We start from the raw sequence: 22,170 nt of genomic DNA, 5'->3' as shown, positions 1-22,170 counted from the left end.
GAGGAGGGCCGATGAGTTTTTCTGCAGTCACCCCTCACTCCCAGCGCGGCATGGCGCTACTGATTAGCCTGGTATTCCTGTTGTTGTTAACACTTATCGGTATTTCCTCGATGCAGAACGCCACCCTGCAGGAAAAAATGGCGACCAGCGTGTCCTTGCGCAATCAATCGTTCCAGAATGCCGAAGCGGCATTGCGCATCGGCGAAAGTGCCGTGCAGCTGGACACTTATTCATTGGCGGTTTGCAGTGGAACCGTCCCATGCGCACCACCCGCGGAGTCATCAACCATTAACGGCGCCGGGTTCAATGCGACCTCCGGTGTCACCTGGGTCGCGGCCGGCAGCGGCTTCTATGGCGTACAGAACCTTGGCACCACCTTGAATGCCGTGAATGTGCCGAGCAACACCTCGGCGACGTTGTACCGGGTCACGGCAGTGGCCGTGGTGGGCAACAACGTTCGCAGTGTCGTGGAGAGCATCTATGCGAAGTACTGAGAGGCGCGCCGGGTGGTGGCGAATACTGTGCGGCGCGCTGCTGGGTTTGTATCTCTCGGCACCGGCCTATGCGTTTACGCCTTCCGACTCACCGTTGTTGAGTGCGGCGGCCGTGGCGCCGAATGTGATGCTGCTGATCGACGACTCAGGCAGCATGAACAACATCATTTACGCTGCTGCCTTCGACCCGACGGCGAACTGGACACCGGCCCGCGAGTGCAACGTATTCCTGGGTTTATGCTTGAGTTCGTCCGCGATTACGGGGGATTCGATCTTTCTCTCGAGCCTGGCCACGTCAGGCTGTTCAAGCGGCTATAACGCTTTTTATAACAACTCACTGGCGCCCCTGTGCATCAAGTTGCCTGACCCGGCGGGGAACGGCGATACACGGTATTCGGGGGACTACATTTCCTACGTGGTCGGGTTGGCGAATGGGCAGAAAACCGACTTTTCAACCGCCAGTTCCCCCATTCCCATCGACTCGCGCATCAGTGTTGCGCGAAATGTATCAACCGCTTTGGTCAGGGCGAATCGCACGCTGCGCATCGGGCTTGCCACCTTCAATGCGGTCAACAGCAACAACCGCGGCAATGGTGGTTACATCGCCGTCCCCATCGACGATCTGACGACAGATGCAAAATTCAAGACGCTGACCGATTCAATCGCGGCCTTGGGTGCCGTGGCGAACACGCCACTGGCAGAAACCTACTACGAAGTCACCCGTTACATGCGCGGTTTGGCTCCGTACTACAACACCACGCCCAGCCTGTACACGAGCCCGATCCAGTATCGCTGCCAGAAAAACTATGGGGTGGTGATCACCGATGGATTGCCAACCTACGACCGCACTTTTCCCACAAATGACCCTCAAGCCATTGCCCAAGGCGGCCCCCGACTGCCGAACTGGGACGGCATCAACAACGATGGCGATAACCCGCTGGGCGGCGACGACGAAGGTGATTCGCTGTTTCTGGATGACATCGCCAAGTTTGCCTTCGACATCGACATGCGCTCGACCGGTGTCGATCTGGCGAAAAAAAGCTGGGACGCGACGGACTTTCCCAAGCAGAACATGAACACCTACACCGTGGGCTTCACCACCGCCAATCAGATGCTGGAGGATGCCGCGAAGTACGGTCAGGGCAAGTATTACCTGGCAACCGACAGTACTGGCCTGACCACCGCGCTGTCATCGGCGTTGAGCGACATTACCTCCAAGGCGGGTTCAGGGGGCAGCGGCACCACCAGCAGCGCGATCGTCGGGTCGGGTTCCTCGTACTACCAGACCAGCTACGACCCCAAAGACTGGCGCGGCACAATCAAAGCGTTCGGCTTCACTTCGGCAGGCGCGGTGGATACCTCTTCGGTGCTCTGGACCACGGACAAGGCCATTGTCCCCGGCGCAACGGCACCCACTTACCAGTCCTGGAACTCCCTTAACAATACGCCCGTGACATTGGCGTTCACGAATTTCTCTCCCGCGCAGCAAACAGTCCTCAACCAGGGACTGCCCACCAACATAGGCGGCGGCGATCTGGTGGAGTGGAGCAAGGGGACGAACAAAGCAGGGTTGAGGGTACGAAGCGTTTTGCTCGGCGACGTCATCAATTCGCCACTGGTACTCGCTTCGCCCTCGGAGAAAACCGCCTCGGATTTATCGGGTAATTCGAGCTACACCACCTATCTGGCCAAGAAGGCCCAGAATATGACTACCAGTCTGGTGGTGAACGGCAACGATGGTTTTGTCAGCGTCATCAATGCAAACAATGGCGCCCGACGTTATGCCTACATGCCCTCCAGTGTGTTGCCATCGCTGCGTAACATTGCCGATGTCGCTTACATCAATGGCGTCAGCCACAAATTCCTGGTGGACGGTCAGGTAGGTGTGTTCGACGCCCAACTCGACAGTGACTGGAAAACCCTGGCGCTGGGCGGAACAGGTGCCGGTGGCCGGACGTATTACGCGTTGCAGTTATTTGATGCTTCGCCCAACAACCAGCCCAAGGCTTTGTGGGAGATCAGCGCGCCGGCCACGGCAAGCCCGTCGAATGCTTTCAACGATCTGGGTTACGCCTACGCCCGTCCCGAGGTAGCACGCCTTGATGATGGTCGCTGGGCGGCGTTTATCTCAAACGGTTATGGCAGCAATTCGGGTGTGGCGGCGTTGTACGTCGTCGATATCCGCAACGGCTCGCTGATCAGGAAGATCGTGGTCGACAGTACCGAAACCACGAACGGCCTGTCCTCGGTGAAGCTCAAGGTCAACTCCCAGAACGTGGTGCAGGCGGCTTATGGTGGCGACCTGAAAGGACGGCTGTGGAAGTTTGATTTGAGCAGTACAAGTCCCGATGCATGGGGCGTGGCGTTCTCCGGTAAACCGTTATTTACCACCGCCGGGGGCGCCACCCAACCGATCACTGCACAGCCGTTGCTCGCGGACAATTCCCAGGGCGGCAAAGTGGTATTTTTCGGCACCGGAAAATTCAACGAAACCGCCGATAAAACCAATAAGGACCTGCAGGCGTTTTATGCGGTGTGGGACGCAGATGGCGGCTCCGGGCAGATCACCACCGCGAGCCTGCAGGCTCAATCTGTCACGGGTGTGTTCTCGGGAAGTTCGGGGCAGTTCATCACCACCAGCCAGAACGACGTGACCTATCCGGCGGAGAAGGGCTGGTATTTGCCGTTGGTCTATAACAGTGCCCTGACCGGTGAACGGGTGATCAATCAGGCCGCTTTGGTGTTGGGGCGGATCGTCTTTACCACGGCCAGTGTCGACACCACCGACCCTTGCGCCAGTTTTGGCACGGGCAAACTGGTCGAACTCGATGCGTTCAGCGGTAAGATGCTCAACTACGCGGTACTCGACACCAACGGTGACGGGTTGGTTGACGGCACGGACACGATTTCCAGCGGCGTGATCTTCACGGGCGGAATGCCGGTGCTCAACGCCATCGTCAACGGCGGCGCCCGCAAGATCGTGAACGACTCCAGCGGAACCCCAACGACGCTGGTGGAAAAGGCCGGCGGCGGCAGCCGTCGCATCATGTGGCGACAAATACAGTAAGTGAGAGTTGAGGCATGCGCAGATCCAACCGAGGTTTTACCCTGATCGAAATCATGATCGTGATTGCGATCATCGGGATCGTCATCACCATTGGCTACCCGAGCCTGACCGAATACGTGAAAAAGGGGCGCCGAACTGAAGTGGCGGGGTTGCTTTCGGAGCAGGCGCAGATACTCGAGCGGTTCTACTCGAATTCGAAAACCAGTGTCTACACCGGTGCCACAGGGCTGAGCGCCGGCAATGACTTCTACACCATCATTCCGACGCTGACCGATCAGACCTTCCTGCTAACGGCTGTGCGCAAGGCTGGCACCGCCATGGCGGGTGACAAGTGCGGGGACTTCACCATCACTAATACCGGCATCAGGAGCATGGTGAACGCGACAGCCGGACTGACCACCAAGGACTGCTGGGGTCGCTGAATTACGTTTTGGGCGCTCTTTGCGCCCTCTGTCTATCTAACGGTTGGATCAGAACATGACCAGGCAACAGCAAGTAGTGATTGTCGGCGGCGGTGTGATTGGCTTGCTGACAGCGTTCAATCTCGCGTCCGAAGTGCAAAGCGTGGTGCTGCTGGATCGCTCGAATGTTGGCCAGGAGTCCTCCTGGGCGGGCGGCGGGATTGTGTCGCCGCTCTATCCATGGCGATACAGCCCGGCCGTCACCGCGCTGGCGCACTGGTCACAGGATTTCTATCCACAGCTGGGTAAGCGATTGCATGCCGCGACCGGCGTCGATCCCGAAGTGCATGTCACCGGGCTGTATTGGCTGGATCTGGACGATGAAGCGCAAGCGCTGGCCTGGGCGCTGCGGGAAAACCGTCCGTTGCGGGCCGTGGATATCTCCGCGGCTCATGACGCGGTGCCGGTGCTGGGTGCCGGTTTTTCGCGAGCGATCTACATGGCTGATGTCGCCAACGTACGTAATCCGCGGCTGGTGAAGTCCCTGAAGGCGGCGTTACTGGCACTGCCGAACGTCACGATTCACGAGCAGTGCGAGGTCGACGGGTTTATCCGCGAAGGTGATCAAGTGGTGGGTGTGCAAACGTCCACGGGTGCCATTCGTGCCGACCAGGTTGTGCTGACCGCAGGTGCGTGGAGTGGGGACTTGCTGAAAAGCCTGGGTCTGGATTTGCCGGTTGAACCGGTGAAAGGGCAGATGATTCTTTACAAGTGCGCAGCGGATTTCCTGCCGAGCATGGTGCTGGCCAAAGGGCGCTATGCAATTCCACGGCGCGACGGGCACATCTTGATTGGCAGTACGCTCGAACACGAAGGCTACGACAAGACGCCGACCGAAGTGGCTCTGGAGAGCCTGAAGTCCTCGGCGGTGGAATTGATTCCGGCGTTGGCGGATGCCGAGGTGGTAGGGCATTGGGCCGGGTTGCGTCCGGGGTCGCCGGAGGGGATTCCCTATATCGGCCCGGTGCCTGGATTTGAAGGGCTCTGGCTCAATTGCGGGCATTATCGAAACGGGTTGGTGTTGGCGCCTGCGTCGTGCCAGTTGTTTGCGGATGTGATGCTTGGGCGTGAGCCGATTATTGATCCTGCGCCTTATGCGCCGACAGGCCGGATTTGACAGAAAAGCAAAAGATCGCAGCCTGCGGCAGCTCCTACAGAGGAATGCACTCTCCAGTAGGCGCTGCCGAAGGCTGCGATCTTTTTTGGCGTTAATCCAATCCCAGTTTCTTGAGCCGATAACGCATCGACCTGAATGAAAGATTCAACCGCTGAGCCGCTGCGGTGCGGTTCCAGCGGGTTTCCTCCAGAGCCTGGAGAATCAGTTTTCGTTCAACGTTTTCCAGATAATCTTCTAGGTTGTCGATCTGTGTCAGGTCTGGCACATCTCCCTCTGCGTTGCAGTTGCCATCAACCAGCCGCAGGTCGCTCGCCTCAATCTGCTTGTTCTCACACAACGTATGAGCGCGCTCAAGGACGTTTTCCAACTCCCGTACGTTGCCTGGGAAACGATAGCTTTTCAGCGCATCCAGAGCCTGGGGGTGAAGTTTTGTGACGGGTTCGCCGCTGTCCGCTGCCAGACGCTTGAGTACATGGCTGGCGAGCAGTTCGATGTCGTCGCGACGTTCCCGCAAGGATGGAACCCGCAGTTCGATCACGTTGAGCCGATAGTACAAATCCTGACGAAAGCGTTCAGCGGCGACTTCAGCGTCGAGGTCTTTATGCGTCGCGCAGAGAATGCGGACATCAACGACGGTTTCCTGTTGACCGCCGACACTGCGCACGGCTTTTTCCTGAATGGCGCGCAGCAGTTTGACTTGCATCGCCAAAGGCAAGTCAGCGACTTCATCGAGGAATAAGGTGCCACCATGAGCGGCCTGGAACAGCCCTGGCTTGTCCTCGACGGCGCCGCTGAAGCTGCCTTTGCGGTGCCCAAAAAACTCGCTTTCCATCAACTCCGATGGAATCGCGCCGCAGTTCACCGGGATAAACGGTTGAGTGGTACGCGGGCCCTGTTCATGGATCAGGCGTGCGACCAGTTCCTTGCCACTTCCTGATTCGCCGCTGATGTAGACCGGCGCCTGGCTGCGAGCCAGTTTGTCGATGTGTTTACGCAGGTTGCGCATGGGCAATGAATCACCCAGCAGCCGACGTTCGATTGACGTGCTGGCGCCACCGGGCACAGGCAGGCGCAGTGCGCTGCTCACCAGCTCCCGCAAGCGGGTCAGGTCGACCGGTTTGGTCAGAAAGTCGAACGCGCCAGCCTTGAGGGCGTTGATCGCCGTTTCCAGGTTGCCGTAGGCCGTGATCATCGCCACTGGTACTTGCGGGTAGCGCTGCTGGATGAACTGCACCAGTTCGAGTCCGGTACCGTCAGGCAGGCGCATGTCGGTCAGGCACAGATCAAACTTCTCCCGAGCCAACAGCGCCTGGGCTTCGCCGAGGTCGCGAGCGCTGAACGTATCGAGCTTCATTCGGCCGAGCGTGATTTCGAGGAGTTCGCGTATGTCGGGTTCGTCATCGACGATCAGGATTTTTTGCAGTGGGCTCATGTTCAACTTTGTTTCCGTCCGTGAGCAAAGGTGATGCGAAAGCAGCCGCCGCCTTGGCGTGGTTGGAAGTCTAGGCGGGCTTGATTGCTTTCGCACAACTCACGGGACAGATAAAGCCCAAGACCTGTGCCTTGGTTGCTGGTGGTAAAGAATGGTTCGAACAAATGGGCTTGGGATTGCGCAGTCACACCAGAGCCGTCGTCCCGCACTTCGAGCATTGGCAGCTGGCTTTGCGGGTCTACGAACAATGCCAGCCAGACCTGTGCCTGATCATGGATCTGGGCGCTGTGGCGCCAGGCGTTGCGTAACAGATTGTCGAGAATTTGGGTCAGTTGGTTCGGGTCCATCAGGGTCTTGAAGTCTCCCGGACCGATGTTCAGATGAATCTTCTGCTTCTCGGTAGCGCTTTCGCGGACGTCACTGACGAACTGTTCCAGCCACGGCTTCAAATCAAGTCGTTGCGGTAAGGTTTGCTGGCGCCGAGACAGTTGTAGAACGTTTTCGATAACCCGATTCATCCGCTGGGAATGGTCTTGAATGATCTGGGTCAGACGCCGATCCGCGCTGTTCAGTTCCTCGGATTCCTGTAATAGCTGGGCGGCATGACTAATGGCGCCCAGTGGATTACGGATTTCGTGGGAAATGCTGGCGGTCAGTCGACCCAAGGCGACGAGTTTGAGCTGCTGAGCCTGTTGGGCAATCTGGGCCAGGTCTTCAAGAAAAATGAGTGTCTGCTGGCTTGGACTGTTATCCAGCGCAATGAAGCTCGGTTGCAGCTCCAGTCCGTTACTGACGACTTTCAGGCTTTGGGGGCGCAGCGTCGGGTTGTTTTGCCACAGTTGCAGGCGTTCGACGAGGAGGGGGAAGACGTCTTCGATCAGAAGGCCTTCAAGTGTTTCCTGGCCTAGCAAGGTCAGAGCGCTGATGTTCGCCAGTTGAATGCGCTGCACGTCGTCAAGGACAAGGATGCCGGTTCGCATGCGTTGCAGGATCAGCGCATTGAGGGCTTCAAGGCCGACGACTTCGTTCGCCCGCTGATGGGCCAGGCTTTCACTGACTTCCAGACGTCGGATAAGGCCTTGCACCAGCAATGCCACTGCAAAGCACAGGGCGCCGACCGTACCGACCTGTAAATAATCGTTAGGGCTGGCGGGGCGACTGAAGCTCAGCAGGAAACTCGAGCTTACGATGCCAATCGCGCCGATGGCGGCGATCAACAGTCCGATGCGTCGGCGCAACAAGGTGTTGCTGATGGCGACCGAGACGATCAGTAGATTACCGATCGCGCTGGCGACGCCGCCGGCGGCATAGAACAGCCCGCACAGCAACACGACGTCGACCAGCGCCAGGGTGAACAGCTGGGCTGGACGGCGGGTGTTCTCGAGAAACACCACCAACAGAATATTCAGCACCAGGTACAGCCAGCTGCCGTTGCTCAGCAGGTCGCCATTGGCACGTGAAAGCAACTGACCGTCCATGTTGCTGGAGATCAGCAGCACCAGAATGATGCCAACGCTTAAACGGTAGAGATGATAGAGGCGCAGCAGTCGCTGGGCTTGTTTGTTGCCGGGACTGGACGTCTCAGCGATCACTGGTGCCCGGGCCTTGCTCAAGGTGAGCCTGGCTGCAATACCACTGCTGCTGAAGGTTCAGCGCTCGGTCACGGGGCAGGTGCACGCCGCAGTGAGCGCAGCGCACCATGGGTGCCGCTTCCAGCTCGGCAGATGACTTTGGCGCGGAAGCCTGTCCCTTGAACTTGCGCCAGAACCATATGGCGGCGGCAATCAGGGCGATCCAGAACAGTAAACGAAGCATGGTCAGCTGCTATTTGATTGATGATTCGGCAGTTTAGCCAAGGACGGGGCAGGCGCACAGCGGATTAACTCGCCGTAATCATCAGGCAATAAAAAGGGAGACTCTGGAGTCTCCCTTTTCGCGCAACGTTGAAGCGTTAGTCGAACACGCCAAACGTCATGTAGCTGAACCAGGAACGGTCGTCATTATTGCCTTCGGACTCTTGTTCCTCTTCTTCGATTACGTCGCCGTTTTCATCGCGCGGCTTGAGATCGTTAGGGATCGCATCCTTGGCATCCTGGAATTGCTTCTGCACGTCCTGATTGGCGCGAGTTTCACCCGGCGGCAGTGGCGGACGGGATTCGATCAGGCCCAATGTGGCCTTGCTCAACCACGAACGGTTGTCGGCTTCGGCAACCGAAGGCTTGAACTGACCGTCTTCGAGGCTTGGATGGTTCGGGTAGTTGAGCTTCAGGGTTTCGAGACTGGTGCTGGCCAGTTCGTCCAGGTGCAGACGCTGGTAGGCCTCGACCATCACCGCCAGACCGTCGCCAACCGATGGGGTTTCCTGGAAGTTTTCCACTACATAACGGCCACGGTTCGCAGCGGCAACGTAGGCCTGACGAGTCAGGTAATAGTCGGCGACGTGGATCTCATAGGCCGCCAACAGGTTGCGCAGGTAAATCATGCGCTGCTTGGCGTCAGGCGAGTAACGGCTGTTCGGGAAGCGGCTGGTCAGCTGGGCGAACTCGTTATAGGAGTCGCGAGCAGCGCCCGGGTCACGCTTGGTCATGTCCAGCGGCAGGAAACGCGACAGCAGGCCGACGTCCTGGTCGAAAGACGTCAGACCCTTCAGGTAATAAGCGTAATCCACGTTCGGATGCTGTGGGTGCAGGCGAATGAAACGCTCGGCAGCCGATTTCGCAGCCTCAGGCTCGGTGTTTTTGTAGTTGGCGTAAATGAGCTCGAGTTGAGCCTGATCGGCGTAGCGACCGAACGGATAGCGCGATTCCAGGGCCTTCAGCTTGGCTGTGGCCGCGGTGTAGTTATCGTTATCCAGATCGTGCTGAGCCTGCTGGTACAGCTCGACCTCGCTCAGGTTTTCGTCTACGACTTCCTTCGATGAGCAAGCAGCGGTCAATGCGAGGATGGCGATCAGCAGCAGGTGTTTCACTTGCATGGCGGCTTGCGTCCCTATGACGGCCGCTGTCTTGGGCGAGGCCGTCCTGTTATGATGAGCGCCCCGTTGAAAAGCCTCGGGGCAAAAGACGCCGTATTTAACCACAAGCGCGCAGCCGAAACCAAAGGCTGTGCCGACGCCTAGTCTGAGCATGTCCGATAAAATTGAACTTCGCGCAGAGGTGCCGTCCGAATTGGGCGGCCAACGCCTCGATCAAGTCGCCGCACAATTATTCGCTGAGCACTCGCGCTCGCGCCTTTCCGCCTGGATCAAAGACGGCCGCCTGACTGTGGATGGGGCGGTAATACGCCCGCGAGACATCGTTCACGGTGGCGCCATTCTTGAGTTGACTGCCGAGCAGGAAGCTCAGGGCGAATGGATCGCTCAAGACATCGAACTGGACATCGTCTATGAAGATGACGACATCCTGGTGATCAACAAGCCTGCGGGCCTGGTGGTGCATCCGGCTGCCGGTCATGCCGATGGCACCTTGCTCAACGCCTTGCTGCACCATGTACCGGACATTATCAATGTGCCCCGCGCCGGTATCGTGCATCGCCTGGACAAGGACACCACCGGTCTGATGGTGGTGGCCAAGACCATTCAAGCGCAGACACAACTTGTCACTCAGTTGCAGAGCCGCAGCGTAAGCCGGATCTACGAGTGCATCGTGATTGGTGTGGTGACCGCTGGCGGCAAGATCAACGCCCCGATCGGTCGTCACGGCCAGCAGCGCCAGCGCATGGCCGTGATGGAAGGTGGCAAGCAAGCCGTCAGCCACTACCGCGTGCTTGAGCGTTTCCGCTCCCATACTCACGTGCGGGTAAAGCTGGAAACCGGTCGTACGCACCAGATTCGTGTGCACATGGCGCACATCAACTACCCGTTGGTCGGAGATCCTGCCTACGGCGGTCGTTTCCGCATTCCGCCGGCAGCCAGTGTGACCATGGTCGAATCGTTGAAGGCGTTCCCGCGCCAGGCATTGCACGCGCGATTCCTGGAACTGGATCACCCGACGACCGGTAAGCGCATGAGCTGGGAATCGCCATTGCCGGACGATTTCGTCTGGTTGCTGACCCTGCTCAAGCAAGACCGTGAGGCGTTCATCGGATGAGTGACTGGCTGATTCCCGACTGGCCTGCGCCTGCCGGGGTAAAAGCCTGTGTTACCACCCGTTCGGGCGGCGTCAGTCTGGCGCCGTTCGACAGCCTCAACCTCGGTGATCATGTCGATGACAGTCCTGAAGCTGTTGCCGAAAATCGCCGACGCCTAACCGATTGTTTCTCTATTCAACCTGCCTGGTTACAGCAAGTTCATGGCATTGCCGTGGCTCATGCTGATCCGGGCGTGGTAGCCACGGCCGACGCGAGCTGGACGGCAACCCCGGGTATCGCCTGCGCGGCGATGACGGCGGACTGCCTGCCTGTGCTGTTCTGTGATCGTGCCGGCACTCGCGTCGCGGCAGCTCATGCCGGTTGGCGCGGGTTGGCGGCGGGTGTGCTCGAAGCAACTCTCGATACCCTGGCGTTGCCATCAGCAGAAGTGCTGGTCTGGTTCGGACCGGCCATTGGCCCACAGGCCTTTGAAGTCGGCCCCGAAGTCCGTGAAACCTTCATCCAGCAGTTACCCGAAACCGAGAAAGCCTTTGTCGCCAGCCAAAACGTCGGCAAGTACATGGCCGACATCTATGAGCTGGCACGCCTGCGTCTGGCGGCTCGCGGAGTAACCGCTGTCTATGGTGGTGATTTCTGCACGGTCACCGATCCACGCTTCTTTTCTTACCGCCGTTCATCCCGTACCGGCCGGTTTGCCTCCCTTATCTGGCTTGAACGCTAGACTTCCCTGACCTGCATCAACTGATCAACGCTTGAAACTCCCAGAATCGACCGCATCTATAACGGTATCTGGCAGGTTTCTTCATTCAGGATGTTTTATAGGTCCGGCCTGCTCAAAAGGAAGGTGACTTATGCGTATCGACCGTTTAACAAGCAAATTACAGTTAGCACTATCCGACGCCCAATCGCTGGCGGTTGGCCTTGACCATCCGGGCATTGAACCGGCGCACTTGATGCAAGCCATGCTCGAACAGCAGGGTGGTTCGATCAAGCCTCTGCTGATGCAGGTAGGCTTCGACGTCAACAGCCTGCGCAAAGAGCTGACGAAAGAGCTCGACCAGCTGCCAAAAATCCAGAACCCGACCGGCGACGTCAACATGTCGCAGGATCTGGCGCGCCTGCTCAACCAGGCCGATCGTCTGGCACAGCAGAAGGGTGACCAGTTCATCTCCAGCGAGTTGGTATTGCTGGCGGCGATGGATGAGAACAGCAAGCTCGGCAAATTGTTGCTTGGCCAGGGTGTCAGCAAAAAAGCCCTGGAAAATGCCATTAACAACTTGCGCGGTGGTGAGGCCGTCAACGACGCCAACCACGAAGAGTCGCGTCAGGCGCTGGATAAATACACCGTCGACCTGACCAAGCGTGCCGAAGACGGCAAGCTTGACCCGGTTATCGGCCGTGACGACGAAATTCGCCGCACGATTCAGGTGCTGCAGCGTCGTACGAAAAATAACCCGGTACTGATCGGTGAGCCTGGCGTTGGTAAAACAGCCATCGCTGAAGGTCTGGCGCAACGGATCATCAATGGCGAAGTGCCGGATGGCTTGAAAGGCAAACGCCTGTTGTCCTTGGACATGGGGGCGCTGATTGCCGGCGCCAAATATCGCGGTGAGTTCGAGGAGCGTCTGAAATCCCTGCTCAATGAACTGTCGAAGCAGGAAGGGCAGATCATCCTGTTCATCGACGAACTGCACACCATGGTTGGCGCCGGTAAAGGCGAAGGCTCGATGGACGCGGGCAACATGCTCAAGCCGGCATTGGCTCGGGGTGAGTTGCACTGCGTGGGTGCTACCACGCTCAACGAGTACCGCCAATATATAGAGAAGGACGCGGCCCTCGAACGGCGCTTCCAGAAAGTCCTGGTAGACGAACCGAGCGAAGAAGACACCATTGCCATCCTGCGTGGCTTGAAAGAGCGTTACGAGGTTCACCACAAGGTGGCGATCACCGATGGTGCGATCATTGCTGCGGCCAAGCTCAGTCATCGCTATATCACTGACCGTCAGCTGCCGGACAAAGCCATCGACCTGATCGATGAAGCTGCCAGCCGCATCCGCATGGAGATCGATTCCAAGCCGGAAGTGCTGGACCGTCTGGAGCGTCGCTTGATTCAGCTGAAGGTGGAATCCCAGGCGCTGAAGAAAGAGAGTGACGAGCCGGCGATAAAACGCCTGGAAAAACTCCAGGAAGAAATCGCCCGCCTGGAGCGCGAATACTCGGACCTGGAAGAAATCTGGAACGCGGAGAAAGCTGAAGTCCAGGGTTCTGCGCAGATCCAGCAGAAAATCGAGCAGTCGCGACAGGAGCTGGAAACGGCCCGCCGCAAAGGCGACCTTAACCGTATGGCAGAGCTGCAGTATGGGGTTATCCCGGATCTGGAGCGCAGCCTGCAGATGGTCGACCAGCACGGCAAGAGCGAAAACCAGTTGCTGCGTAGCAAGGTCACTGAAGAAGAGATCGCCGAAGTCGTCTCCAAGTGGACCGGTATTCCCGTATCGAAAATGCTCGAAGGCGAGCGCGACAAGCTGATGAAGATGGAAAGCCTGTTGCACCAGCGTGTGATCGGCCAGGACGAAGCGGTGATTGCCGTTTCCAACGCGGTGCGGCGTTCGCGGGCCGGGTTGTCCGATCCGAATCGTCCGAGTGGCTCGTTCATGTTCCTCGGCCCGACCGGTGTGGGTAAAACCGAGCTGTGTAAGGCTTTGGCCGAGTTCCTCTTTGACACGGAAGAGGCGATGGTGCGGATCGATATGTCCGAGTTCATGGAAAAACATTCCGTGGCTCGACTGATTGGTGCGCCACCAGGGTACGTAGGGTATGAAGAAGGCGGTTACCTGACTGAGGCAGTGCGTCGCAAGCCTTACTCGGTGATCTTGCTGGACGAGGTCGAGAAGGCCCATCCCGATGTGTTCAACATCCTGCTGCAAGTGCTGGAAGATGGCCGCTTGACCGACAGTCATGGCCGCACGGTGGACTTCAAGAACACCGTGATTGTCATGACCTCTAACCTGGGATCGGTACAGATTCAGGAATTGGTCGGTGACCGTGAAGCTCAGCGCGCTGCGGTGATGGACGCGATTTCCACACACTTCCGTCCGGAGTTCATCAACCGGGTCGATGAAGTGGTGATCTTCGAGCCTCTGGCTCGCGATCAGATCGCCGGCATCACTGAGATTCAGTTGAGTCGCCTGCGCAGTCGTCTGACTGAACGGGAACTGAAGCTTGATCTCAGTCCTGAGGCCATGGACAAGCTGATCGCGGTGGGTTACGACCCGGTATACGGCGCACGGCCGCTCAAACGAGCGATCCAGCGCTGGATCGAGAACCCGCTGGCACAGCTGATCCTTTCGGGTCGGTTCATGCCTGGCGATACCGCACAGGGTGTCGTGGAGAACGACGAAATCGTCTTCGTCTGATCCAAAGCGGCAGCAAAATAGAAGAGGCCTCGCATTGCGAGGCCTTTTTTTCGTTAGGCTGTTGAACTCAAAGGAAAAGGCTTGTAAAGTGCGCCCCGCAGTAAGTCACCCGGAAGGGTTTCTGCTCCCCAAGCAGAAATCTGAAATAAGTTGCAAATCATTAACTTGAAAGCAATTTAGGGGGTTGACAGAGGTGCTTAAGATTGTAGAATAGCGCGCCTCAGACACACGAACGCAGCGATGCGAACGGGTCGAAGAGAACGCTGTAAAGCTTCAATGTTGTAAATTGAAATATGTAGTTCCGTGATAGCTCAGTCGGTAGAGCAAATGACTGTTAATCATTGGGTCCCAGGTTCGAGTCCTGGTCACGGAGCCAATTTCAAACCGGGGTATAGCGCAGTCCGGTAGCGCGCCTGCTTTGGGAGCAGGATGTCAGGAGTTCGAATCCCCTTACCCCGACCATTTTTGGGTCGTTAGCTCAGTTGGTAGAGCAGTTGGCTTTTAACCAATTGGTCGTAGGTTCGAATCCCACACGACCCACCATTTTTGAAACCAGTTAACGCTGGAATCAGATCTTAAGATCAGAGGCCAAAAGCACTGATCGAAGAAGGCGACTGATAAGGTCGCCTTTTTTTTACCGGGGTATAGCGCAGTCCGGTAGCGCGCCTGCTTTGGGAGCAGGATGTCAGGAGTTCGAATCCCCTTACCCCGACCATATTAAAAATCCTCGTATCGAAAGATACGGGGATTTTTTTTGCCTGCTGGAAATGCACATAAAAAAAGCCCCGCGTCTCTTGTTGAGAAGCGAGGCGTGGGTGCGACGTTCAGGGCTTAGCTGTTGTCCTTCAGGTGTTCGAACAAGCCTTTTGGCATTTTTTTGCCATTGGCTTCGTAATTAGCCTTCACGTTCTCAAATGCCTCCTGCTCATCGATCTGCCCGTCATGATTGGTATCGATCTTGTCGAAGTCCGCTTTGGGCGCCACTTTCAAAAATTCTGCGCGGGATACTTTGCCGTCACCGTCGGTATCGGTCCGGGCCATCGACTCGTCGCCACACTTGCCTTCACCACATTTTCCTTCAGGGGTCTTCACGACCTGTTCGGCCGACGCCAGCAAATAGCCCTGAGTCAAAGGCTGGGAGGCAAATACGGAGCCGGACAACATCATGCCGCCGGCCAGTACAGCGCCGAGCAGACCAAAAGTGTTCTTGCCGAGAGTAGGGATGCGGGACATTTGAATTCTCCTGGGTTGCACGACACAACCGCTCGATAAAGGGTCTGGTAGCCAGAGCAGGCGGGTTGCCTTGCTCGGGTGTGGCCATTTAGCGGGATGGGTGTATCGCTACTGTGTCGCGCCAGGGGGAGGTTTGTAAGCGAAGGGGCTGAATCGGGGAGGGGATACAGTGGGACACAGTTTGCGCAGGTTAAACCGAGGCGACCGCATCGTCGGAATGCCGCCCAGACCAAGCCACGCTCCCACAGGTTTAGTGCTGGACCCGGATTCCAAGATCAACACCTAACCTGTGGGAGCGGGCTTGCCCGCGATGAGGCCCTGACGGGCGCCGAAATTTAATGCAGTTTCAAACGCGGCTCAGTCCCGCGCCCGATCTTGCTGCCCAGCATCAACATCGCCGTGCGAAACGCGCCATACAGCGCCATCTGGTGCATGCGATACAGCGACACATAAAACATCCGAGCCAGCCAGCCCTCAAGCATGACGCTACCGGTCAGGTTGCCCATCAAGTTACCCACAGCCGAAAAACGCGACAGCGAGATGAGCGAGCCGTAGTCGGTGTATTTGTACTCGGGCAACGCTTTGCCTTCGATGCGCAGCTTCAACGATTTGGCCAGCAATGACGCCTGCTGGTGCGCGGCTTGCGCCCGTGGCGGCACGTTGCGATCTGTGCCCGGTTGCGGGCAGGCCGCGCAGTCACCGAAGGCGAAGATGTTTTCATCGCGAGTCGTTTGCAGGGTCGGCAGCACCTGAAGCTGGTTGATGCGGTTGGTTTCCAGACCATCGATGTCCTTGAGGAAACCCGGTGCGCGGATCCCTGCGGCCCAGACTTTCAGGCTGGCATTGATCACTTTGCCATCCGCCGTAATCAGGCTGTCAGCCGTCACTTCACTGACAGCAGCATTGGTCATGACGTTGACCCCAAGTTTCTCCAGGGTTTTATGCACGGGCCCGCCAATTCGCTCTGGCAATGCTGGCAACACCCGTGGTCCGGCTTCAATCAGGGTGATGTGCATATTCTCTGGTTTGATCCGGTCCAGTCCGTACGCTGCCAGTTCATGGGCGGCGTTGTGCAGCTCGGCGGCCAATTCGACACCCGTCGCACCTGCGCCGACGATGGCGACGCTGATTTGCTCGACCTTGTCGGTTTGTCCGGCGTGGGCGCGCAGATAATGATTCAGGAGTTGCTGGTGAAAGCGCTCGGCCTGTTTGCGGGTGTCGAGGAACAGGCAATGCTGCGCCGCACCCTGTGTGCCGAAATCGTTGGTGGTACTGCCAACGGCAATCACCAGCGAGTCATAACCCAGTTCACGGGCAGGCACCAGTTCTACGCCCGCTTCGTCATAGGTCGCGGCCAGCTGGATCTTCTTCTGGGTGCGATCGAGCCCGCTCATGCGCCCCAGCTGGAACTCGAAGTGGTTCCATTTCGCCTGGGCGACATAGTTGAGTTCATCTTCGGAAGAGTTCAGCGATCCAGCGGCCACTTCGTGCAACAGGGGTTTCCAAATGTGAGTCAGGTTCGCGTCGACCAGCATCACGCTGGCTGTGCCGCGCTTGCCCAGAGTCTTACCCAGACGGGTAGCCAACTCCAGACCGCCGGCGCCGCCGCCAACGATGACAATACGATGAGTCATGGGAATATCTCGCAAGGCTAAAAGAAATCGGTGCAATTACCCGAGCGAGCGCGAGGCGGCTCATAGCGTCAGGTAACTGATGAAACGGCTCAACAAGCCCAAACCAATGGTCACTGCCAGCACCAGCACAAGGAGCATCCACGGCCGGAAGGGCCGGCGCTCGACTTGGTGTTGGGACAGGTGCAGGTACTCTTCGACATGCTTCTGGTCGTCCGGGTTCAGGCGGCTGGTCATAAAGGCCTCATCAGGTAGACGTTGCTGAATGTATAGAAGCTACAGGCTGATTTAACGCACGTTGAACGGAGCATAGCCGCTGTCCGGAATGGGCTCGACGCTCACGGTGTCGTTTAGGCGAATGATTCCACTTTGTAACACTCGAGCTGTGATTCCGCCATGTCCACGAACGGCCTGAAACGTTCCGGGGCCGAGGTTGTTCTGCAGGCGTGCACAGGGCTGGCACCAACCGGTGGTTTCGAAAATTGCCTGGCCAATCCGGAAGCGTCGACCCTTGAGGCTGAACAGATTGATCCCGCTGATGACCAGATTGCGTCGCAAATCCTGTGGTAACACCGGGTTATCGACCGAACGCCCCATGAGTGAACTGATCACCGCCAGGTGTTCCCACTGAATGAGCGTTACCTGCCGGGCATTACGCACGCCGGGGCGGGCGCGATCGCCGGTCAGGCCTGCCTCGAGGCGCGCTTCCACGGCATCGAGTTCGATCATCGGCACGTGCGGTTCCGGTCGCACGCCAATCCAGCGAACGTGGCCGGTTTGCGGGACTTCAGCGAGCAATTCCTGCAACGGGCTCACAGACTGATTCCAACGTCGAACACAATGCTGCGTCCCAGGTTGCTGCGCAGGAAGTCCGGGGCGTCCGGATGCGCGAACAGCACGCGGGCGAAGGTCGGCCCGACCAGCGACAACGAGCGCCAGCCTTGGCGCAGGTATTCGGTGGGCGGTGGAAAGTGGCTGTTGAGGTCGAGGACTTCACGCTTGAGGCTGGCAAAGGCAATGATGTCCAGTTCCCCCAGGTCCATGCCGCGCTCTTTGTAGTTGTGCGCTTTTTTACGCAGGGTCGGCGCCAGTCTCATCAAGAATTCATTGGCTGGAATGCGTTTGGGTTTTGCTTCGCGGCGCACCAGGGAGCTCAAGGAAAATGCGCTGCGTCGGCGCTGCAGTTCATCGCGCCATTCGTCATTGAGGCGTCGGCCTTCGTCGAGTACGAAGAACACCTCGAAACTGGCGTCGCGAAACAGCACGTCTGGCGGCTCCCCGGCGGGGGCGAATTCGTCGGCGCGGTAGGGAATGTTCAGGCCTTGCAGCAGGCGCTGGCAAACCCAACGCTCACGCTCCCATTTGCGGGCATTGGACAGGAACGCGTTGGCTTGCTCGGCCGCAATGGTCAGCAGGCGTAAGTAGTCTGAGTCATCCATAGGCCCAAGCTTAGCGTTCAAATGCGACAAGCAGAAAGCTTTGCATCAGGTGGAGCGACTTTTACGTCGGTGTAGACTGCTGACATGAGCTGCAATCAGCCAAGGAGACTACGGTGGTGTTCAAAGGAGTAGGCACATGATCGGCGCCGAGTTGCTGTCACCGGAAAGTCTGACGGTCGGCTGGCTCATTTATGTGCCTGTGGTGATGTGCGCCATCTGGCGTGCGCCGTGGGTCGAATTGTTCACCGACCGGCGGCGTCAGCATTTACTGTTTGGCACGGTGTTCGCGCTGTTCATGCTTTGGCTGGTGCGTCGGGATTTCGACACTGGCGTGAGCTATCACTTCATCGGTCTGACGGCGGTCACTCTGCTGCTGGATTGGCCTTTGGCAATCATTGGCGGCCTGGTGGCGCAAATGGGCCTGGTTTTCCTCGGGCGTCAGGACCTTGCTGCCGTGGGGGTCAATGGCGCCTTGCTGATTTTGCTGCCGGTGCTGATTACCGAATGCTGCGCCATTCTGGTCGAGCGCGCGCAGCCGCGTAACCCCTTCGTCTACATCTTCGTGTCCGGGTTCTTTGCGGCGGCGGTGTCTGCGTTGCTGTGCCTTCTGCTTGCGCTTTGGCTGCTGTGGTTCGATGGGCGTTTTGCGATGCCGTATTGGCTGGAGGATTTTGTCGGCTATCTGTGGCTGATCATATTTCCCGAAGCGTTCATCAACGGCATGGTGGTCAGCGCATTGGTGGTGTTCTGCCCCGAGTGGCTGGAAACTTTCAATCGTACGCGCTACCTGTCGGCACCCGGGAAAGACGACGATCCAGAATCCTGATTCTGAATTGAAGTCTTTCGCCCTTGGATTTGAAGCTCCGCCTGGGTCGTCCTCTTAGTGACGGGGTTCGAAGTCTTCGCTGAACAGGTCATCTTCGGCGTCCGGGCTGACGGGAATCTTGTGTTCTTCGGACGCCCAGGCGCCCAGGTCGATCAGTTTGCAACGGTCCGAACAGAAGGGCCGGAAAGTGCTGCTGGCACTCCATTCGACAGGAGCGCCGCAAGTTGGGCAGTTGACGGTTGGGGTCTGGCTCATGACTGGCCTTCACGCAAAGTAAGGTAAAAGTGATGCAGGCGTTCGACCTCGCTGTGCAGCCAGGCGAGGTCGCGGTCGTTGATCACGACATCGTCGGCATGGCTCACGCGATCCTGACGGCTTGATTGAACCTTGAGGATCGCCTGGACCTGTTGCTCGCTGGTCTGGTCGCGCTGCAGGGTTCGTTCGATCTGAAGCTGTTCGGGGGCATCGATGACCAGGACACGTTGCGTCATGGCGTACTGGCCGGATTCGATCAACAGCGGCGACACCAGTATCGCGTAGGGCGATTGTGCCTTGCCCAGGTGTTCGACGATTTCCTTCGCGATCAGTGGATGCAGCAACGCTTCAAGCCACATGCGCTGCTCTGGCACTTCGAAGATCAGCTTGCGCAACGCCGCGCGATCCAGCTGCCCGTCAGCCTGTAAGACACCAGGGCCGAAGTGCTCGACGATTTTCGCCAGCGCCGGGCGACCGGGTTCCACCACCCAGCGCGCTGCGTGGTCGGCGTCCACCACGTGCACCCCAAGATCGATGAAGTGCTGTGCCGCCGCGCTTTTGCCGCTGCCGATGCCGCCGGTGAGGCCGAGTATCCAGGGTTTTTCCACAGGGGTATTCATTTCAAACCGACAAACTGCCAATAGAAGTCGGTTATTTGACCACCCCAGAGCAACGCAATCCAGCCGGCAATTGCCAGATAGGGGCCGAACGGGATCGGTGTGGAGGTTTTGGCATTGCGAAAACGCAGCAGGGTCACACCGATGATGGCGCCCACGAAGGACGAAAGCAGCAGGGTCAGCGGCAGAATTTGCCAACCGCCCCAGGCGCCGAGCATCGCCAGCAGCTTGAAATCTCCGTAGCCCATACCGTCCTTGCCGGTGATCAGCTTGAATAGCCAGAACACCGACCACAACACCAGGTAACCGGCGATCGCGCCCCACAGCGCCTCATGCAGCGGCACGAACAGGTCGAAACTGTTGACGATCAATCCCAGCCACAGCAACGGCAGCACCAGCACATCCGGCAACAGTTGATGTTCTGCATCGATGAGACTCATGGCCAACAGGCCCCATGTCAGCACCAGCACCAGGCAAGCCGGCCAGCCGAATCCGAAGTACCAGGCAATAAACGCCGACAAAACACCGCAGGCCAACTCGGTCAATGGATAGCGCTTGCTGATCGACGCCGCGCAGTTTGAGCAATGTCCCCGCAGAAACACGTAACTGATGACCGGAATGTTTTCCCAGGCGCGAATGCTGTGATCACAATGCGGGCAATGGGAGTGGGGCAGCATCAGGTTGTAGGTCGGCTGCGGCGTATCCAGCGGTTGACCGAGTATGTCGTGAGCTTGCAGGCGCCATTCACGCTCAAGCATTTTTGGCAGGCGCCAGATCACCACATTCAGGAAGCTGCCCACCAGCAAGCCGACCAGCAAAGCAAGGGCGACAAAGGCCAATGGGTGCGCGTTGAGGATTTCATTCAAGGGCATGTCAGATCGTTGCGCCGAGTTGGAAAATAGGCAGGTACATGGCCACCACCAAGCCGCCGACGATAACCCCCAGCACCACCATGATGAACGGTTCCATCAGGCTGGTGAGGTTATCCACCATATTGTCGACTTCGGCTTCATAGAAACCGGCCACCTTGTCGAGCATGTCGTCCAGCGCGCCAGACTCCTCGCCAATCGCTGTCATCTGGATCGCCATGTTTGGAAAAACGCCAGAGGTGCGCATGGCGAAGTTCAGCTGCATACCCGTCGAAACATCTTGCTTGACCCTTAATACCGCACGCTTGAACACGATATTGCCGGTCGCCCCGGCAACGGACTCCAAGGCTTCTACCAGTGGTACCCCCGCGGCGAAAGTGGTCGACAGCGTGCGGGCATAACGAGCGACGGCGGACTTGTACATCAAGGTGCCCACCAAGGGCAGCTTCAACAGCCAGGTGTCCATCCGGTCGCGAAAAGCTTGAGAGGTTTTAAGCGCATGGCGTACACCGAAGATTGCTGCGATCAATAGCCCCAGTATGATCCACCACCACTCCTGCATGAACTCCGAGAGGCCGATGACCATGACGGTAAAGGCGGGCAATTCAGCGCCAAACCCCTTGAACACGGACTCAAACTGCGGCACCACTTTGACCAGCAGAATCCCCGTCACAATCAGCGCGATGAACACCACGAACAGCGGATAGGTCATGGCTTTCTTGATCTTGGCCTTGAGGGCTTCGCTCTTTTCCTTATAGGTCGCCACCCGCTCCAGAAGGGTATCCAGGGCGCCCGCCTGTTCGCCCGCGTCCACCAGGTTGCAGTAGAGCTCATCGAAGTATTGGGGCTTTTTACGCAAGGCGGCAGCGAAGCTGTTACCTGCCGCGACTTCCTGTTTCACCTCGTCCACCAGTTTGCGCATGGCCGGATTCTCGAAGCCTTCGCCGATGATGTCGAACGATTGCAGCAGCGGCACGCCGGCTTTCATCATGGTCGCCATTTGCCGGGTGAACAGGGCGATGTCCTGGGCTTTGATGCGTTTGCCCAGGTTGAGAATCGAGACAGACTTCTTGCGCACCTTGCCCGGATTAATGCCTTGCTTGCGTAACTGAGCCTTGATCAGCGCCGGATTCTGACCGCTCAACTCGCCGGTCATTTTCGTGCCTTTCCTGTCGGTGCCTTCCCAGGCGTACACGCTGATTTTTACTGCTTTGACCGCCATGT

The 22,170-nt window shown here is 57.9% G+C and carries 21 protein-coding genes and 4 tRNA genes; 12 read left to right on the top strand and 13 right to left on the bottom strand.

Going from position 1 to position 22,170, the window contains the following annotated elements; genetic code table 11:
• Nucleotides 1-11: 11 nt before the first annotated feature.
• Genes AC3ZVB_RS22215 through thiO form a run of 4 tightly spaced genes read left to right on the top strand, consistent with a single transcriptional unit; the run spans nt 12 to nt 5,139 of the window.
• Nucleotides 12-494, top strand: a complete 483-nt coding sequence (locus AC3ZVB_RS22215; RefSeq protein ID WP_194692796.1) for a pilus assembly PilX family protein — start codon at nt 12-14, stop codon at nt 492-494.
• Nucleotides 481-3,561 carry a pilus assembly protein gene (locus tag AC3ZVB_RS22210; RefSeq protein ID WP_490147752.1) on the top strand — a complete coding sequence of 1,027 codons (3,081 nt, stop codon included), beginning with the start codon at nt 481-483 and terminating at the stop codon, nt 3,559-3,561. Before AC3ZVB_RS22215 ends, AC3ZVB_RS22210 begins: the two co-directional genes overlap by 14 nt.
• Nucleotides 3,562-3,575: 14 nt before the next feature.
• Nucleotides 3,576-3,983, top strand: a complete 408-nt coding sequence (locus AC3ZVB_RS22205) for a type IV pilin protein (protein ID WP_490147751.1) — start codon at nt 3,576-3,578, stop codon at nt 3,981-3,983.
• A 55-nt stretch (nt 3,984-4,038) separates the two neighbouring features.
• On the top strand, nt 4,039-5,139 hold the full coding sequence (thiO, locus tag AC3ZVB_RS22200; RefSeq protein WP_490147750.1) for a glycine oxidase ThiO: 1,101 nt from the start codon (nt 4,039-4,041) through the stop codon (nt 5,137-5,139).
• 91 nt (nt 5,140-5,230) lie between these two features.
• On the opposite strand, the gene AC3ZVB_RS22195 is transcribed toward thiO, so the two are convergent.
• The 4 genes from AC3ZVB_RS22195 to AC3ZVB_RS22180 form a co-directional block, all read right to left on the bottom strand.
• Nucleotides 5,231-6,571: a sigma-54-dependent transcriptional regulator gene (locus tag AC3ZVB_RS22195; protein WP_162437795.1), complete on the bottom strand. Its 1,341-nt coding sequence runs from the start codon at nt 6,569-6,571 to the stop codon at nt 5,231-5,233.
• Nucleotides 6,572-6,573: 2 nt separating this feature from the next.
• Nucleotides 6,574-8,163 (bottom strand): sensor histidine kinase, encoded by a 1,590-nt coding sequence (locus AC3ZVB_RS22190; RefSeq protein ID WP_490147768.1) that lies wholly within the window; start codon nt 8,161-8,163, stop codon nt 6,574-6,576.
• Nucleotides 8,153-8,386 (bottom strand): PP0621 family protein, encoded by a 234-nt coding sequence (locus AC3ZVB_RS22185; protein WP_162437797.1) that lies wholly within the window; start codon nt 8,384-8,386, stop codon nt 8,153-8,155. The genes AC3ZVB_RS22190 and AC3ZVB_RS22185 overlap by 11 nt, the downstream gene beginning before the upstream one ends.
• A gap of 136 nt (nt 8,387-8,522) precedes the next feature.
• Nucleotides 8,523-9,545, bottom strand: a complete 1,023-nt coding sequence (locus AC3ZVB_RS22180) for an outer membrane protein assembly factor BamD (protein ID WP_162437798.1) — start codon at nt 9,543-9,545, stop codon at nt 8,523-8,525.
• Nucleotides 9,546-9,696: 151 nt separating this feature from the next.
• On the opposite strand from AC3ZVB_RS22180, the gene rluD reads away from it, so the two are divergent.
• The 7 genes from rluD (at nt 9,697) to AC3ZVB_RS22145 (ending at nt 14,791) form a co-directional block, all read left to right on the top strand.
• A complete protein-coding gene (rluD, locus tag AC3ZVB_RS22175; RefSeq protein WP_007942311.1) occupies nt 9,697-10,659 on the top strand; it encodes a 23S rRNA pseudouridine(1911/1915/1917) synthase RluD in 963 nt (320 codons plus the stop codon).
• A complete protein-coding gene (gene pgeF, locus AC3ZVB_RS22170) occupies nt 10,656-11,381 on the top strand; it encodes a peptidoglycan editing factor PgeF (RefSeq protein ID WP_490147749.1) in 726 nt (241 codons plus the stop codon). Before rluD ends, pgeF begins: the two co-directional genes overlap by 4 nt.
• Before the next feature lie 130 nt (nt 11,382-11,511).
• The gene (gene clpB, locus AC3ZVB_RS22165; RefSeq protein ID WP_162437800.1) at nt 11,512-14,076 is read left to right on the top strand and encodes an ATP-dependent chaperone ClpB; all 2,565 of its coding nucleotides are present in this window, start codon (nt 11,512-11,514) and stop codon (nt 14,074-14,076) included.
• 300 nt (nt 14,077-14,376) lie between these two features.
• Nucleotides 14,377-14,452: transfer RNA gene (locus AC3ZVB_RS22160), tRNA-Asn, on the top strand.
• Nucleotides 14,453-14,461: 9 nt separating this feature from the next.
• Nucleotides 14,462-14,538 (top strand) — tRNA-Pro (locus AC3ZVB_RS22155).
• Between the two features lie 5 nt (nt 14,539-14,543).
• Nucleotides 14,544-14,619 (top strand) — tRNA-Lys (locus AC3ZVB_RS22150).
• A gap of 95 nt (nt 14,620-14,714) precedes the next feature.
• Nucleotides 14,715-14,791: transfer RNA gene (locus tag AC3ZVB_RS22145), tRNA-Pro, on the top strand.
• Between the two features lie 116 nt (nt 14,792-14,907).
• Here the strand turns inward: AC3ZVB_RS22145 and AC3ZVB_RS22140 are convergent.
• From AC3ZVB_RS22140 to AC3ZVB_RS22120, 5 genes are all read right to left on the bottom strand, one after another.
• Nucleotides 14,908-15,309, bottom strand: coding sequence for an HvfA family oxazolone/thioamide-modified RiPP metallophore (locus AC3ZVB_RS22140; RefSeq protein ID WP_490147748.1), 402 nt, complete (start codon nt 15,307-15,309; stop codon nt 14,908-14,910).
• A gap of 335 nt (nt 15,310-15,644) precedes the next feature.
• The gene (locus tag AC3ZVB_RS22135) at nt 15,645-16,943 is read right to left on the bottom strand and encodes an NAD(P)/FAD-dependent oxidoreductase (protein WP_162437802.1); all 1,299 of its coding nucleotides are present in this window, start codon (nt 16,941-16,943) and stop codon (nt 15,645-15,647) included.
• A gap of 60 nt (nt 16,944-17,003) precedes the next feature.
• Nucleotides 17,004-17,177: a DUF3094 domain-containing protein gene (locus AC3ZVB_RS22130; protein ID WP_162437803.1), complete on the bottom strand. Its 174-nt coding sequence runs from the start codon at nt 17,175-17,177 to the stop codon at nt 17,004-17,006.
• A 51-nt stretch (nt 17,178-17,228) separates the two neighbouring features.
• Nucleotides 17,229-17,756 (bottom strand): MOSC domain-containing protein, encoded by a 528-nt coding sequence (locus AC3ZVB_RS22125; RefSeq protein WP_162437804.1) that lies wholly within the window; start codon nt 17,754-17,756, stop codon nt 17,229-17,231.
• A complete protein-coding gene (locus AC3ZVB_RS22120; RefSeq protein WP_162437805.1) occupies nt 17,753-18,379 on the bottom strand; it encodes a DUF1780 domain-containing protein in 627 nt (208 codons plus the stop codon). Before AC3ZVB_RS22120 ends, AC3ZVB_RS22125 begins: the two co-directional genes overlap by 4 nt.
• Nucleotides 18,380-18,515: 136 nt before the next feature.
• On the opposite strand from AC3ZVB_RS22120, the gene AC3ZVB_RS22115 reads away from it, so the two are divergent.
• On the top strand, nt 18,516-19,205 hold the full coding sequence (locus AC3ZVB_RS22115; protein WP_490147747.1) for an energy-coupling factor ABC transporter permease: 690 nt from the start codon (nt 18,516-18,518) through the stop codon (nt 19,203-19,205).
• A gap of 54 nt (nt 19,206-19,259) precedes the next feature.
• Here AC3ZVB_RS22115 and yacG read toward each other — a convergent pair whose 3' ends face one another.
• Genes yacG through AC3ZVB_RS22095 form a run of 4 tightly spaced genes read right to left on the bottom strand, consistent with a single transcriptional unit; the run spans nt 19,260 to nt 22,168 of the window.
• Nucleotides 19,260-19,460, bottom strand: a complete 201-nt coding sequence (gene yacG, locus AC3ZVB_RS22110; RefSeq protein ID WP_490147746.1) for a DNA gyrase inhibitor YacG — start codon at nt 19,458-19,460, stop codon at nt 19,260-19,262.
• Complete coding sequence (gene coaE, locus AC3ZVB_RS22105) at nt 19,457-20,080, bottom strand: dephospho-CoA kinase (protein WP_490147745.1); 624 nt, start codon at nt 20,078-20,080, stop codon at nt 19,457-19,459. Before coaE ends, yacG begins: the two co-directional genes overlap by 4 nt.
• Complete coding sequence (locus AC3ZVB_RS22100) at nt 20,077-20,949, bottom strand: prepilin peptidase (protein WP_490147744.1); 873 nt, start codon at nt 20,947-20,949, stop codon at nt 20,077-20,079. Before AC3ZVB_RS22100 ends, coaE begins: the two co-directional genes overlap by 4 nt.
• A 1-nt stretch (nt 20,950) precedes the next feature.
• The gene (locus tag AC3ZVB_RS22095; RefSeq protein ID WP_490147743.1) at nt 20,951-22,168 is read right to left on the bottom strand and encodes a type II secretion system F family protein; all 1,218 of its coding nucleotides are present in this window, start codon (nt 22,166-22,168) and stop codon (nt 20,951-20,953) included.
• Nucleotides 22,169-22,170: the final 2 nt, after the last annotated feature.

Source organism: Pseudomonas sp. MDV22-iso1, assembly GCF_058145095.1.
Note: the sequence above shows the minus strand (reverse complement) of the source record. Positions and strands in the feature narration are given on the sequence as shown.

Excerpts from the sequence above, each read along its gene's own strand:
- AC3ZVB_RS22215 (WP_194692796.1), top strand. The coding sequence starts at position 12 with ATGAGTTTTTCTGCAGTCACCCCTCACTCCCAGCGCGGCATGGCGCTA.
- AC3ZVB_RS22205 (WP_490147751.1), top strand. The coding sequence starts at position 3,576 with ATGCGCAGATCCAACCGAGGTTTTACCCTGATCGAAATCATGATCGTG.
- AC3ZVB_RS22195 (WP_162437795.1), bottom strand. The coding sequence starts at position 6,571 with ATGAGCCCACTGCAAAAAATCCTGATCGTCGATGACGAACCCGACATA.
- AC3ZVB_RS22180 (WP_162437798.1), bottom strand. The coding sequence starts at position 9,545 with ATGCAAGTGAAACACCTGCTGCTGATCGCCATCCTCGCATTGACCGCT.
- AC3ZVB_RS22185 (WP_162437797.1), bottom strand. The coding sequence starts at position 8,386 with ATGCTTCGTTTACTGTTCTGGATCGCCCTGATTGCCGCCGCCATATGG.
- yacG (WP_490147746.1), bottom strand. The coding sequence starts at position 19,460 with ATGAGCCAGACCCCAACCGTCAACTGCCCAACTTGCGGCGCTCCTGTC.
- thiO (WP_490147750.1), top strand. The coding sequence starts at position 4,039 with ATGACCAGGCAACAGCAAGTAGTGATTGTCGGCGGCGGTGTGATTGGC.
- pgeF (WP_490147749.1), top strand. The coding sequence starts at position 10,656 with ATGAGTGACTGGCTGATTCCCGACTGGCCTGCGCCTGCCGGGGTAAAA.
- AC3ZVB_RS22095 (WP_490147743.1), bottom strand. The coding sequence starts at position 22,168 with ATGGCGGTCAAAGCAGTAAAAATCAGCGTGTACGCCTGGGAAGGCACC.
- AC3ZVB_RS22130 (WP_162437803.1), bottom strand. The coding sequence starts at position 17,177 with ATGACCAGCCGCCTGAACCCGGACGACCAGAAGCATGTCGAAGAGTAC.
- AC3ZVB_RS22135 (WP_162437802.1), bottom strand. The coding sequence starts at position 16,943 with ATGACTCATCGTATTGTCATCGTTGGCGGCGGCGCCGGCGGTCTGGAG.
- rluD (WP_007942311.1), top strand. The coding sequence starts at position 9,697 with ATGTCCGATAAAATTGAACTTCGCGCAGAGGTGCCGTCCGAATTGGGC.
- AC3ZVB_RS22100 (WP_490147744.1), bottom strand. The coding sequence starts at position 20,949 with ATGCCCTTGAATGAAATCCTCAACGCGCACCCATTGGCCTTTGTCGCC.
- AC3ZVB_RS22120 (WP_162437805.1), bottom strand. The coding sequence starts at position 18,379 with ATGGATGACTCAGACTACTTACGCCTGCTGACCATTGCGGCCGAGCAA.
- AC3ZVB_RS22115 (WP_490147747.1), top strand. The coding sequence starts at position 18,516 with ATGATCGGCGCCGAGTTGCTGTCACCGGAAAGTCTGACGGTCGGCTGG.
- AC3ZVB_RS22140 (WP_490147748.1), bottom strand. The coding sequence starts at position 15,309 with ATGTCCCGCATCCCTACTCTCGGCAAGAACACTTTTGGTCTGCTCGGC.
- clpB (WP_162437800.1), top strand. The coding sequence starts at position 11,512 with ATGCGTATCGACCGTTTAACAAGCAAATTACAGTTAGCACTATCCGAC.
- coaE (WP_490147745.1), bottom strand. The coding sequence starts at position 20,080 with ATGAATACCCCTGTGGAAAAACCCTGGATACTCGGCCTCACCGGCGGC.
- AC3ZVB_RS22210 (WP_490147752.1), top strand. The coding sequence starts at position 481 with ATGCGAAGTACTGAGAGGCGCGCCGGGTGGTGGCGAATACTGTGCGGC.